Source organism: Paenibacillus sp. NPDC058174, from assembly GCF_042883865.1.
Taxonomy (GTDB): domain Bacteria; phylum Bacillota; class Bacilli; order Paenibacillales; family Paenibacillaceae; genus Pristimantibacillus.
Genome location: NZ_JBHVUY010000006.1, coordinates 15,852 through 28,934 on the forward strand (window position 1 = coordinate 15,852; position 13,083 = coordinate 28,934).

Annotated in this window: 14 protein-coding genes and 1 other annotated feature; of the genes, 13 read left to right on the forward strand and 1 reads right to left on the reverse strand. The window is 50.7% G+C overall.

The window, feature by feature from the left end; genetic code table 11:
• Window positions 1-155: 155 nt before the first annotated feature.
• The 13 genes from spoIIGA (at window position 156) to ACFVVF_RS23405 (ending at window position 12,168) form a co-directional block, all read left to right on the forward strand.
• Entirely contained in the window at window positions 156-1,079 is a 924-nt protein-coding gene (gene spoIIGA / locus ACFVVF_RS23345; RefSeq protein ID WP_387814789.1) for a sigma-E processing peptidase SpoIIGA, read from the forward strand.
• A gap of 49 nt (window positions 1,080-1,128) precedes the next feature.
• A complete protein-coding gene (gene sigE, locus ACFVVF_RS23350; protein ID WP_042159826.1) occupies window positions 1,129-1,851 on the forward strand; it encodes an RNA polymerase sporulation sigma factor SigE in 723 nt (240 codons plus the stop codon).
• A 104-nt stretch (window positions 1,852-1,955) separates the two neighbouring features.
• Window positions 1,956-2,738: an RNA polymerase sporulation sigma factor SigG gene (sigG, locus tag ACFVVF_RS23355; protein WP_042159827.1), complete on the forward strand. Its 783-nt coding sequence runs from the start codon at window positions 1,956-1,958 to the stop codon at window positions 2,736-2,738.
• Between the two features lie 143 nt (window positions 2,739-2,881).
• On the forward strand, window positions 2,882-3,934 hold the full coding sequence (locus tag ACFVVF_RS23360) for a stalk domain-containing protein (protein ID WP_387814791.1): 1,053 nt from the start codon (window positions 2,882-2,884) through the stop codon (window positions 3,932-3,934).
• A 164-nt stretch (window positions 3,935-4,098) separates the two neighbouring features.
• On the forward strand, window positions 4,099-4,377 hold the full coding sequence (locus ACFVVF_RS23365) for a PRC-barrel domain-containing protein (RefSeq protein ID WP_188892978.1): 279 nt from the start codon (window positions 4,099-4,101) through the stop codon (window positions 4,375-4,377).
• Window positions 4,378-4,409: 32 nt separating this feature from the next.
• Window positions 4,410-5,270, forward strand: a complete 861-nt coding sequence (gene pgeF / locus ACFVVF_RS23370; protein ID WP_387814794.1) for a peptidoglycan editing factor PgeF — start codon at window positions 4,410-4,412, stop codon at window positions 5,268-5,270.
• A gap of 8 nt (window positions 5,271-5,278) precedes the next feature.
• Entirely contained in the window at window positions 5,279-5,992 is a 714-nt protein-coding gene (locus ACFVVF_RS23375) for a YggS family pyridoxal phosphate-dependent enzyme (RefSeq protein ID WP_387814796.1), read from the forward strand.
• A 4-nt stretch (window positions 5,993-5,996) separates the two neighbouring features.
• Entirely contained in the window at window positions 5,997-6,449 is a 453-nt protein-coding gene (locus tag ACFVVF_RS23380; RefSeq protein WP_387814798.1) for a cell division protein SepF, read from the forward strand.
• A 28-nt stretch (window positions 6,450-6,477) separates the two neighbouring features.
• Window positions 6,478-6,729: a YggT family protein gene (locus ACFVVF_RS23385; RefSeq protein WP_387814800.1), complete on the forward strand. Its 252-nt coding sequence runs from the start codon at window positions 6,478-6,480 to the stop codon at window positions 6,727-6,729.
• Window positions 6,730-6,747: 18 nt separating this feature from the next.
• Window positions 6,748-7,530 carry a YlmH family RNA-binding protein gene (locus ACFVVF_RS23390; protein WP_387814802.1) on the forward strand — a complete coding sequence of 261 codons (783 nt, stop codon included), beginning with the start codon at window positions 6,748-6,750 and terminating at the stop codon, window positions 7,528-7,530.
• Between the two features lie 100 nt (window positions 7,531-7,630).
• Window positions 7,631-8,140 (forward strand): DivIVA domain-containing protein, encoded by a 510-nt coding sequence (locus ACFVVF_RS23395; protein ID WP_387814804.1) that lies wholly within the window; start codon window positions 7,631-7,633, stop codon window positions 8,138-8,140.
• 92 nt (window positions 8,141-8,232) lie between these two features.
• Window positions 8,233-8,551: a binding site (T-box leader), on the forward strand.
• Window positions 8,552-8,592: 41 nt separating this feature from the next.
• Window positions 8,593-11,685, forward strand: coding sequence for an isoleucine--tRNA ligase (gene ileS, locus ACFVVF_RS23400; protein WP_387815083.1), 3,093 nt, complete (start codon window positions 8,593-8,595; stop codon window positions 11,683-11,685).
• A 111-nt stretch (window positions 11,686-11,796) separates the two neighbouring features.
• Complete coding sequence (locus tag ACFVVF_RS23405; RefSeq protein ID WP_387815085.1) at window positions 11,797-12,168, forward strand: DUF5665 domain-containing protein; 372 nt, start codon at window positions 11,797-11,799, stop codon at window positions 12,166-12,168.
• A 59-nt stretch (window positions 12,169-12,227) separates the two neighbouring features.
• Here ACFVVF_RS23405 and ACFVVF_RS23410 read toward each other — a convergent pair whose 3' ends face one another.
• Window positions 12,228-12,950 carry a TraR/DksA C4-type zinc finger protein gene (locus ACFVVF_RS23410; protein ID WP_387814806.1) on the reverse strand — a complete coding sequence of 241 codons (723 nt, stop codon included), beginning with the start codon at window positions 12,948-12,950 and terminating at the stop codon, window positions 12,228-12,230.
• Window positions 12,951-13,083 lie beyond the last annotated feature (133 nt).

Genomic DNA, 13,083 nt, shown 5'->3' on the forward strand with positions numbered 1-13,083 from the left:
TATGCCGTTTTTTATATGGAGGATCGACAAAAAAAGTTCTATCATCTCGTCATGATTAGACAGACTTTGAAATAGGATTTGAATATACTGATGTCAATCGTTCTCTCCGGGTGCCGGCCATTCGCTAGCGGCCGGAATCGCAGGAAGGTGACGCCGTGGCTGTTTATGTCGATGTAATGTTTTTGCGAGAGCTGCTAGTGGACGGCAGCCTGCTGTTGACGACGGCTTGGGTACGTCATATGAGAGCGAGCCCGTGGCGGGTGCTGTCAGCGTCGGCTATTGGCGCCAGTTACGTTGTTATGATGCTGTACCCGCAGCTGTCGTTTCTGTTTACGCTTCTTGTGAAGGTATCCGTCTCGCTGCTCATGTTGTGGGTCGCTTTCCGTTTCGTCTCGCTGCAGCATTTTTTACGAAATATCGCAGCCTTCTACACAGTTAATTTCGTAGCAGCCGGGGCGATTATCGGCATTCATTATTTGTTGATGCAAGGCTCGGGCGAGGTATGGCGAACCGTCAATTTCATTAAAGGCGGCATGCAGGTTGAATTAAAAATGGGTTTCATCTATTTGTTGGCAGCGTTTTGTATCGGTCTGTATATATACCGCACCGTGTTGACGCAGCGCCGGGAAAGGGAGCTGGTGCAAACTCATCTAGCTGAAGTGACGATCTGTATCGATGAGCTGGAACAGCGATGCATCGGACTGGTCGATACCGGCAATCAATTGTATGATCCGCTGACTCGAACGCCGGTTATGGTCGTGGAGGCCTCGCTCTGGTCGGAACAGCTGCCGCCATCATGGCTGCAGTGCATCCGGGAGGAGCAGGTAGATCGGCTGGTAGCAGGACTGGGCGGGGAGCATTTTGAATGGCAGGACAAATTGAGGCTCGTTCCCTATCGGGGAGTAAACCGCGGGTCGCAATTTATGCTCGCTTTGAAGCCGGATTTTGTTCGGATCGAGCGGGAAGGACAGGTGTTTGTCAACAAGAAGGTGCTCGTTGGTTTAGATGGCGGCAAGCTTACGGCAGACAGCGCTTATCAAGCGATTATCCATCCGACTCTCGTTCAGAACAACCAATGATCGATTGTTGCATGAGAAACCTACAACTTACCGGGGAGGGATGGGCCGGATGCTCGTCAAATGGAAATTAGTCCTGCAGTTATATTATTATAGAGTTTTGATTTTATTCGGATTAAAAGGTGAACAGATTTACTATATCGGCGGCAGCGAGGCGCTCCCGCCGCCCTTGACCCGCGAGGAAGAAGAGTATTTGCTGGATAAGCTGCCATCTGGAGACTCGGCGATTCGTGCGATGCTGATCGAACGCAATCTGCGACTGGTCGTATATATTGCGCGCAAGTTCGAGAATACTGGCATTCATATCGAGGACCTCGTCTCCATTGGGGCGATCGGCCTGATTAAAGCGGTTAATACGTTTGACCCGGAGAAAAAAATCAAGCTCGCAACCTACGCATCTCGATGTATCGAGAACGAAATTTTGATGTATTTGCGCCGCAACAGCAAGACGCGTACGGAGGTTTCTTTTGACGAGCCGCTTAACATCGATTGGGATGGCAACGAGCTTCTGCTGTCTGATGTGCTCGGTACGGAGAATGATACGATTTACCGCAATATCGAGGAGCAGGTTGACCGCAAGCTGCTTCACAAGGCGCTGGATAAGCTGTCCGAAAGGGAGCGGATTATTATGGAGCTGCGCTTCGGATTAGCGGACGGCGAGGAAAAAACGCAAAAGGATGTTGCTGATTTGCTCGGCATTTCCCAGTCCTATATTTCCCGCCTGGAAAAAAGAATTATTAAGCGTTTGCGCAAGGAATTTAATAAAATGGTATAAAAATCAAGCAGGGCGCAGGGTAGGGCGGCATTGTCAGCGGAGGAATAAAAAAGGGGTCCAAGGAGATAATGTACATTAATGTTTCTCCTTGGGAGGTAATCACGTTGACCCGAAATAAAGTCGAGATCTGTGGAGTGGATACTTCGAAACTGCCTGTCCTGACCAATGCCGAAATGCGGGAGTTGTTCACCGCGTTGCAAACCCGAAATGAGTGGGCAGCAAGAGAGAAATTAGTTAACGGCAACTTGAGGCTTGTGCTTAGCGTTATTCAACGGTTTAACAATAGGGGAGAATTTGTAGACGATTTATTCCAAGTCGGCTGCATCGGACTTATGAAGGCGATCGATAATTTCGACCTTAGCCAAAACGTAAAATTCTCCACCTATGCCGTCCCGATGATCATCGGGGAAATCCGCCGTTACTTGCGTGACAATAACCCGATTCGCGTCTCGCGAAGCCTGCGGGACATTGCTTATAAAGCGTTGCAGGTGCGTGACAGCTTAACGAATCAGAATTCCCGCGAACCGACGATATTCGAAATTTCGGAGGCGCTGAATGTGCCGAAGGAAGATGTCGTCTTCGCTCTGGACGCTATTCAAGACCCGGTATCGTTATTCGAACCGATCTACCATGATGGCGGCGATCCGATTTATGTGATGGATCAGATTAGCGACGATAAGAACAAGGATGTATCCTGGATTGAAGAAATCGCGTTAAGAGAAGCGATGCACAAGCTCAATGACCGCGAAAAGATGATTTTGTCCATGCGGTTTTTCGAAGGCAAGACGCAGATGGAAGTGGCCGATGAAATCGGCATTTCGCAAGCTCAAGTATCGAGACTGGAAAAATCAGCGATACAGCAAATGCAGAAGCATGTGAAGACGTAAGCACATGAAAGACGAGCCTCGAAGCAGTACGGGGCTCGTCTTTTTCATTGAAATTTACTAGTCGATTATATAAAATATGGAAGAAAGTCAATTTGCTGCCTAATCAATAGCATTACATTTCATGGGTTAAGATGGAGGAACAAATGAGACAAAGTAAACAGAAGAAGGCAAGCCGAACTTATTTATCGTTGGTTTTCATGATGCTGTGCTTTGCGATCTGCATGCCTATCGGCACTGCAACCGCTGCCTCGACTGTGGAGAGCAGCCTGCACAAACCGCTGCGCTCTGACGCGGTGCTGAAGCTTGGAAGCACTACCGCAGTAGTGAACGGCATGGAGATGAAAGTTCAACCTGTCTACGAAAAGAACGGTATTACGATGGGTCCTGCCAACGTCCTAATTCGGATGTTCAGGCTGGATTATAGCTACGACAAGGAGGATAAACGCTTCTTATTAAAGACGAGGTTATACGAAAAGCAGTGGTTTTCCTTCGTGATTGGCCAGCGTAAGGGGCAGGAGGGGAATGTGACGAATAAGACGGAAACATTCGAGCTCTCCACTGCACCGGTGGAGAAAAAAGGTTCTCTCATGGTTCCCCTTAGAGAATTTGTGGAGAAGCTGGGCGGGAAGATCGCTTACGACGCCAAGACCAAAGAGATTCGGATTACGGGCGTGAATCGACCGGTCGTCGACAGCAAATATCGAATCGGTGATAGCAGCAAGGGCTGGTCCATTGCGGCCCCTAAAGGGTTTACACCTGACTTGCTTGAAAAAGCAAGAGAGGGCTGTGAGAACTGTTATTTCGTTGAGGGATTTACAAAGGATCGCCAGTATTCTGTCATATTCAGCGTAAGGGAAAGCGAGAAGAAGTTAACCTTGAAGCAATTGCAGGAGCAACAAATAGCAGAACTCCATCCTTCGAAAGTAGTGATGGAAACCAGATTCGCCAAGGTGCCGGCAGGAGAATTCAGCGTGGTGTCCACTTCGCAGAATTATGCATTCTCCATACTGTACGATGAATATTGGAGCATTCAAGTTGGCGACCGCATTTATCAGATTACATTCGGTACAGACAATAGCGGTAACGGCAATATTGTTGGCGAGCGGGATCGTGTTATCTTAGCTTTCATGGAAACGTTTAGGACATCCTTTGATATGAACAACACGAATCAGCTTGATTTGTACCGCGAGAACTAATAACTAAGCTTCAGTTCCAAATAAGCATCCGAATCCCTCGCAACAGGCGGGGGATTTGTTTTTTTCGCAGAATCGGACATTTTGGGCAAATCCCACATATAAATATAGAAGAGGGCGGCAAACGCCCATTCAACCCGACTCCGCTGGAAAAGTGGTGAAGCGAAATGAAAATATCCGATTTTCAAACGAAGGATGTTATTAATATTGTCGACGGTAAAAAACTGGGGCAGGTGAGCGATTTGGAGCTCGATCTGCGTCAAGGCCGCATTGACTCCATCGTTATCCCGCAATATACAAGATTTATGGGGCTGTTCGGGAACGGCGGCACAGAAGTCGTCATTCCATGGCGCAATATCGTTAAGATCGGTACAGACGTTGTGCTGGTTCGGATGGACGATACGAAGCCGCGTATTGAAGAAGAAGATTTGCACGCCCGCTCATAACACGGTAAACTGCTATCAGAGGTGAGTGCCGGATGGAAACATTTAGAGCTGTACAATCGGCGAAGGGACCTTCGCTTTTTTTGTTGTCTCCATGGCTGGAGCAAAATGAACGGCTGACTGCAGGATTTACAGGCCGTGACGGAGGAGTAAGCGGGGCGCCATGGACCTCGCTAAACTTAGCGCTTCATGTTAATGACCGCGACGAGGATGTCGTCCGCAACCGGAGCCTGCTGACGGAGGCGCTGAATTGGCCGTTTGAAGCATGGACTTGCGGGGAGCAGGTGCATGGCTGCGAGGTGCGGCATATCGGGCTGGAAGACCGGGGCAGAGGCCGGCTTTCCCGCGACTCCGCAATTCAGGATACAGATGCGATTATGACGGATGTGCCGGGCGTGCTTCTGGCTTCTTTTTATGCCGATTGCGTTCCGCTGTATTTCTATGATCCGGAGCATGAAGCGGTTGCGCTTGCTCATGCGGGCTGGAAGGGGACTGTGCTGGAGATCGCGGCGAAGACGGTTCAGGCGATGACAGATCGTTACGGAACGAAGCCGGAGCAGGTGAGAGCGGCAATCGGCCCGTCGATTGACGACTGCTGCTATGAGGTGGATGGAATCGTAATCGATCGGTTAGATGAGCTTGCCAGCCGTTTTGCAGCGTATGGAACGGCCGCGGAAGCGGATGATTCCTTGATGAAAAGGATGCCAAATGGCAAAGCTATGGTAAACTTGAAACAATTTAACCGACAGATTATGATAAAAGCAGGAATTTTGCCGATTCATATCGAATTGTCAAAGTGGTGCACGGGATGCAATCGGGAAAAGTTTTTTTCCCATCGTATGGAAGGCGGCTCCACCGGCCGGATGGCCAGCTGGATCGGTATCCGGGAGAGGTGATGGTTGATATGACACAATTGACAGACAGAATCCAAGAAGTAGAGAGACGAATTGCAGAGGCCTGCGAACGAAGCGGGCGGAAGCGGGAAGACGTTCACGTTATTGCGGTGACGAAATACGTCTCGCTGCAGACAGCCGAGGAAGCTTACCGGCTTGGCCTGCATCATCTTGGCGAGAACCGCTGGCAGGATGCCCAGCGGAAGTGGGAAGCGATCAGCGGACCAGAAGCCGAAGGACAGAATGGACAAGCGGTATGGCATTTTATCGGCTCGCTGCAAACGAATAAGGCGAAGGACGTCATCGGCAAATTTACATATATACATTCGCTGGACCGGCTGTCGCTCGCACAGGCGATTAACAAGCAAGCGTCCCAGCTCGCCATCAAGGTGCCGTGCTTTATTCAAGTCAATATTTCGGGTGAGGATTCCAAGCATGGATTGCCTCCGGAGCAAGTACGGGATTTCTTGGCTGAGCTTCGCAATTACCCTCATTTGCAGCCGGTAGGTCTAATGACGATGGCGCCTTATGAGACGGAAGCGCAAGCGACGCGGCCAATCTTTCGTGCGCTTCGCCAATTACGGGACGAGCTGAACGAGCAAGTAGAACTGGAGCAGCCGCTTACGGAGCTGTCGATGGGCATGTCCAATGATTTTGAAGTAGCGATTGAGGAAGGGGCAACATGGATCAGACTTGGTACAATATTAGTGGGAAAAGAGGGATGATCTGATGAGCGTTATTAACCGGTTTATGAATTATCTCGGCCTCCAGGATGAAGAAGAAGTCGTCGAACGGGAACGGGTTACGCAGACAGAAGAGCAGGAGGTTGAAACCTCGCCCTTCGAATCACGTAAAAATACGAAGAACACCAACAATATCGTCAGCATTCATTCTCAGAAAAATGTCCGAGTCGTTCTGAATGAGCCCCGTTCCTATGATGAAGCGCAAGAAATTGCCGATCACTTGCGTTCACGCAGGGCGGTCATCGTTAATTTGCAGCGCGTGCGGACTGATCTGGCCGTTCGGATCGTCGATTTTTTAAGCGGAACAGTATACGCGCTTAACGGGAATATTTCGAAGCTTGGCCCGAACATTTTTCTGTGCACACCGGATTCGGTAGAAATACAAGGGACCATCACGGAAATGCTGGCGGAGGATAACGATTACAATAAAATGAGGTGACCTTGAATTGACCGTTTCTGATGTAATAATGGGTCTTCAACAGATCTACTGGTTTTTAATTATCGCTTACGTATTGCTCTCTTGGTTGCCTAATGCAAGGGAAAGTTTTATCGGCCAAATGCTCGGCAAAGTCGTAGAGCCGTACTTGGGCATCTTCCGCAAATTCATTCCTCCTATCGGAGGAATGCTGGACATCTCTCCAATCGTGGCGATTTTCGCTTTGCGCTTTATCGCACTCGGCGTAGTTGCCGTAATTGAGTTTTTTATCGGTTTATTCTAGACAAAGGATGACTTTGGTATGAAACCAACGATATATGAACATTTCCACCCGGACGAGAAAGCTTTTGTCGACCGGGCTTGGGAATGGATTGAACGGTCCGCCCAGCAGCATGAGCTGAAGCGGACCGATTTTTTGGACCCGAGACAATCTCAGATTATTGAGGCGCTGGCCAACCGCAATCCGGATGTACAGATCCGGTTTGAGGGAGGCTATCCGGAAGCGGAGCGCCGGCGGGCGATCATTGCTCCTGAATATATGTATCTGGAGGATGAGCCTGCCGGACTATCCGTGCTTGCGGTGAATGGCGGCTCCGCTTCCCTCGAAGGTCTGGACCATGGCGATTATTTGGGTGCGCTTCTAGGACTTGGCATTAAAAGAGACCGGATTGGCGATATTCATGTGCATGAATCGTTTTGCCATATCATTATTCTTGATACAATTGCCGATTACTTAAATATACACCTTAGACAGGTGCACCGTGTCAACGTGATGACCGATGTCATTCCGCTGGATCAATTGCAAGCTGTCGTGCCGGAGCTTCAGGAAATGACGTTTACAGTGGCGTCTATGCGGCTGGACGGCATTGCAAGTGATGTACACCGGATAAGCCGGACAAAAATCGTCGATCCGATCCGCGCGGGCAGATGCCGAGTGAATTGGAAGACGGTAGAGAATCCTTCCGAGCAGCTTGGGATGGGGGACGTCGTTTCGATTAAAGGGCTTGGCCGCTTCAAGGTTTTGGAAACGGACGGCGTGACGAAAAAGGGCAGAATCCGCGTGCGCATTGGCAAATTTATTTAGCGGCTTTGAAGGATTTTGGTAACAACTGTCGAATCCTTTGCACATCGAGTATATCCGAATTTAGGCCGGTTTCCGGCTAATACGTTAAGGAGGTGCGCCAATGCCGTTGACGCCATTGGACATACATAACAAGGAATTTGGACGAAGATTGCGCGGCTACGACGAAGACGAGGTTAATGAATTCCTCGATCAGGTCATCAAGGATTACGAGTCCATCATCCGTGAGAATAAAGAGCTCCAGAACCAAATGCTCAACCTGCAAGAGAAGCTCAACCATTTCTCCAACATCGAAGAAACATTGAGCAAGACGATCATTGTTGCGCAGGAAGCAGCGGATGAAGTCCGCAACAACGCGAAGAAGGAAGCGCAGCTCATTATTAAAGAATCGGAGAAAAACGCCGATCGCATTATTAATGAATCGCTTGCCAAGTCGCGTAAAGTATCGCTGGAGGTCGAAGAACTGAAGAAGCAGGCTTCGATTTACCGGGCACGGTTCCGGACGCTTGTGGAGGCTCAGCTTGAGCTGCTCAGCCAAGACGGCTGGGATACGCTGGAGAACCAGCAGCCGGCATCGCAGATTTCCTTCAACGAGCAGCTTCAACGCGGCTAATGGGCTGAAGCCCGAATGAGGCAAAGCCATTTGACAACCGTTCGGCGATAAGCTATAAATATAAATATTAATATTAACAATTGCAATAGAACGAAACTTCATTGACGAGAACGAGTACGCTTAATCTGTTTGTTCCCCAGAGAGCTGGCGATTTGCTGAAAGCCGGCGTTCGAACGAAAGCGGAAAATCATCTCCGAGAAGCAGTGCTGAAACTTGCTGTTGTCAGGTGAATTAACGGTTCTACAACCGGTTGCCGTGACTGTACAAGGACTAAGGATTGACGGACTGTCCTCCGTTACAGGGACCGCGAATAGGCTATATTCGCGCCAGAGGTGCCGCAAGCGGCTGGAGCATGTCCAGACTCGCAAGCGGAACGAGGGTGGTATCGCGAGCACAAGTCTCGTCCCTTTTACAGGGACGGGACTTTATTTATTTTTCAGGGGGTATGGATGATGCAACGCGTAGATGTGAAGGAAAAGGCAAGAGCGCGCGAGCTTCGCGTGCTGAAGCAATGGCAAGAGAATGATACGTTCAAGCAATCAATCGAGAACCGGAAGGGCAAGCCGAACTATGTATTTTACGAGGGGCCGCCAACAGCGAACGGCGCTCCGCATATCGGTCACGTACTGGGCCGCGTAATCAAAGACTTTATCGGGCGTTACAAAACGATGTCCGGCTACCGCGTCGTCCGCAAAGCGGGCTGGGATACGCATGGCTTGCCAGTCGAGCTTGGCGTGGAGAAGGAGCTTGGCATCTCCGGCAAACAGGAGATCGAGAATTACGGCGTTGAAGCGTTTATTAAAAAATGCAAAGACAGCGTATTCGTCTATGAGAAGCAATGGCGCGAGCTGACAGAAGCGATCGCCTACTGGACCGACCTCGACAATCCGTACATCACGCTGAAAAACGAATATATCGAAAGCGTATGGCATGTGTTATCGACGATTCACAGCAAAGGGCTGCTGTACCGCGGACATCGCGTCAGCCCGTATTGCCCGAGCTGCCAGACGACGCTCAGCTCGCATGAAGTGGCTCAAGGCTACGAAGATGTGAAGGATCTGAGTGCAACAGCGAAGTTCAAGCTGCAGGATTCCGGCGAGTTTGTTCTGGCGTGGACGACGACGCCTTGGACGCTGCCGGCTAACGTGGCACTTGCGGTTAATCCGGAGCTGGAATACATCCGCGCTTCCAAAGACGGCGAAGTCTATATCGTGGCGAAAAACCTGGCCTACGATGTGCTGAAGGAAGGCTACGAGACGCTTTCGACTGTTAAAGGGTCGGAGTTGGTCGGACTTAGCTATGAGCCGCCATTCCGTTATGTGCCGATCGAGAAAGGCCACGTTGTTATCCCTGGCGATTTCGTCAGCGACACGAGCGGTACCGGTATCGTCCACATTGCACCAGCACATGGTGAGGACGACTACAAGGTTGCCCGCCAGAACGGCATCAGTATGCTGAGCGTTGTCAACAATGCCGGCCGCTACATCGATGAAGTGACGGACCTTGCGGGCCGTTTCGTGAAAGACTGCGACGTTGATATTGTGAAAATGCTTAGCGAGCGCGGACTGCTCTTCTCCAAAGAACGTTACGAGCACAGCTATCCGTTCTGCTGGCGCTGCAAATCGCCGCTTCTCTACTATGCGACAGAGAGCTGGTTCATCGAGACGACGAAGGTTAAGGATCAGCTGATCGCCAACAACAACGGCGTTGACTGGTACCCGGGCCACATCCGTGAAGGACGCTTCGGCAAATTCCTTGAGGATCTGATCGACTGGAACATCAGCCGGAACCGTTATTGGGGAACGCCGCTGAACGTATGGGTATGCGAAGTGACAGGCAAGGAATACGCCCCAAGCAGCATTGCGGACTTGCGTGAGCGGGCAGTTGGCGAAGTGCCGGAGGATATCGAGCTGCATAAGCCATATGTCGATGAGATCAAATTGAAATCGCCATTCGCAGAAGGTGCAGTCATGACCCGGACGCCGGAAGTTATCGACGTATGGTTCGACAGCGGCTCCATGCCGTTTGCACAGCAGCATTATCCGTTCGAGAACGCGGAGCAGTTCGCGGATCAGTATCCGGCGGACATGATCTGCGAGGGCATCGACCAGACGCGCGGCTGGTTCTTCAGCTTGCTGGCTGTATCGACGCTGTATAACGGCAAAGCTCCATATAAAGCTGTTATCTCGACTGGACATATCCTGGATGAGAACGGGCAAAAAATGTCCAAATCCAAAGGCAACGTTATCGATCCTTGGGAAATCATCAACGAATACGGTACGGATGCATTCCGCTGGGCGCTCCTGTCGGACAGCGCGCCGTGGAACAGCAAACGCTTCTCGCGCGGCATCGTAGGCGAAGCCAAGTCGAAAGTCATCGATACAATCGTCAACACGCATGCGTTCTACGCCTTGTATGCATCGATCGACGGCTTCAACCATGAAGAGCACGCCGAGGCGCAATCCGGCAACAAGCTGGACCGCTGGATCGTATCCAGACTGAACAGCCTGATCCAGAATGTTGTCAAAGGTCTTGAGGTCAACGACTTCCTGAATCCGGCGAGAGCGATTGAAACTTTCGTTGACGAGCTGAGCAACTGGTACATCCGCCGTTCCCGTGACCGTTTCTGGGGCAGCGGCTTGACGGCCGATAAAATCGCCGCTTACCAGACGCTGCGCCAAGTGCTGCTGACGCTCTCCCGCGTCATTGCGCCTTACGCGCCGCTGCTTGCGGAAGAAGTATACGGCAATCTGGGCGGAGGCGGAAGCGTCCACCTGGCTGATTATCCTGCAGCAGACGCATCGGTGATCAATGAGACGCTGGAGCGGGATATGGCGAGCGCGATGCAAATCGTCGAGCTGGCGCGCAGCGTCCGCAACGAGACAGGCATCAAAACCCGTCAGCCATTGTCCGAGCTGATCGTATCGCTGGATCGTGAATTTGAGCTGGCGGAATACGAAGAGATCATTAAAGACGAGATCAACGTCAAATCGATCATCGTGCAAAACAGCGACAGCGGCCTTGTCGATTTCACGCTGAAGCTTAATTTGAAAGTAGCGGGTAAAAAATACGGCAAAAACGTCGGCCCGATCCAAGCCTATTTGAAGTCGCTGACTGCGGATCAGACCCGCGATGCCGTCAACGGAGGCAGCTTGACCTTCAATTCCGCCGATGGCGAAACGATCGAGATTACGGTTGACGAGCTGCTGGTTGAGAAGCAAGCCAAATCGGGCTTCGCTTCCGCTTCGGGCAACGGCGTGACTGCCGCGCTGAACACGGACATTACACCGGAGCTTGAGCAAGAGGGCTGGGTACGTGAAGTAATCCGCGCTGTTCAGGACACGCGTAAAAAGCTCGATCTGCCAATCGAGAAGCGCGTAGATCTTGTGCTTGATGTGGACAGCGAGCTGAAGGCTTCGCTTGATGCGTTTGGCGACGTGCTTCAAGACAATGTATTGCTAAGCAGCGTAGCCTTCGAGTCGGCCCCTGATATGGAGCGCGTACAGCTGGGCGAGAAAGAAATCGGAATTCTCATCCGCGGTTAAGCATACAGGCAATGTGGTTAAGGATATAGTATAAGGAAAACAACAAACGAGTGCCTTCCAGCAAGGCCTCGTTTTTCCTTTCTATATGCCAAGGGGGAAAGCCGCATGAGTATGAAAAAGAATGATAACGGCCGCAATAAAGGCAATGAAGCTTCAGTATCCGGGCATGAACATGAGCATGAAGGAATTGAACGCTCGCTTAACCGCGTTCAGGAGATGCTCAATAAAATCGCCATCGATATGGAAAAATCACAAATCGCCGATTACGTCGATTTGGTGCATCATCCATTTAAGCTCATTTGGCGCAACGTGCTTGCAGGGACGGCAAGGGGCGTCGGCATCGCAATCGGGTTTACTTTTTTTGCAGCGACGATTCTGTATGTGCTTCAAATATTGGGGGCGCTTAATTTACCGATTATCGGGGATTATATCGCGGATATTGTACGAATCGTACAAATTCAGTTGGAGGGTAAAACGTATTAAGGCGGCCTAGTCATGAATGAAGCTGCTGAGCTATGCCGCCCTTTTGGCTAACGTTAATTTTAGTCTTCAAAATTGTCCTCTAAAAGAGGATCACCTTCGCCGTTCTCGATATAATTGCGGTATTGGCGATTTCGGACAACCGACACCTCTCGGCCTGTAATATCGGTAGCGAGAAAGCTTTCCAGCGACTCGACAAAGCCGTCATTTTCCTCCGCTTCCGTTCCGATATGCTCATAATCATCGGCATCGGGATTTTCGGACATGGCTGGAGAATCGGCATTGCCCCATTGCTCGACGATTTGCCAAGCATCTTCACCGTCAAAGCCGTTGTAGGAATCATGCTCATCCAGATTGGTTCTGCCGAATGGGGGAGCAAGCACTGATTCTTCTACAGGGCGGTCGGTTGAAATTTGCTGCCGCGGCGAATGTTGTATACAGTAGAGACTGTCCGGCAAAGCCTCCAAGCGCTCTGTCGGAATCGGCTCGCCGCAAGTGCGGCAAATGCCGTAAGAGCCGTCTTCAATCGCTTGCAAAGCGGCATCTATCCGGGAGAGATGAAGCTCCTCCTGCTCAGTAAGCGCGATATCTTTGCCTCGTTCGAATAGCTCAGTTCCAATATCGGCCGGATGATTGTCAATTGGCGAAAGCTCGCCGGTCTGATCGCGGAGCGATGAACCGAGACCGTTATGGTCGGTCTCCTCCAGCCTTCGTTCGATGTTGCTTTTGTCCGTTTCCAGCCGGGAGCGAAATTGCGCAAGCTGCTGTTGCGATAAGGTCGTCATTTACGCTGCACCTTCCTTTCCTCAGGTGGCATTAGCTTTTGCCATAGCGGTTGTTTTCATGAACGCATCGCATTGGGAAACGAGTGGAAGAGGCTGGCTGTGCCCTATGCCGTTATGCTACAATAGCTTGGGA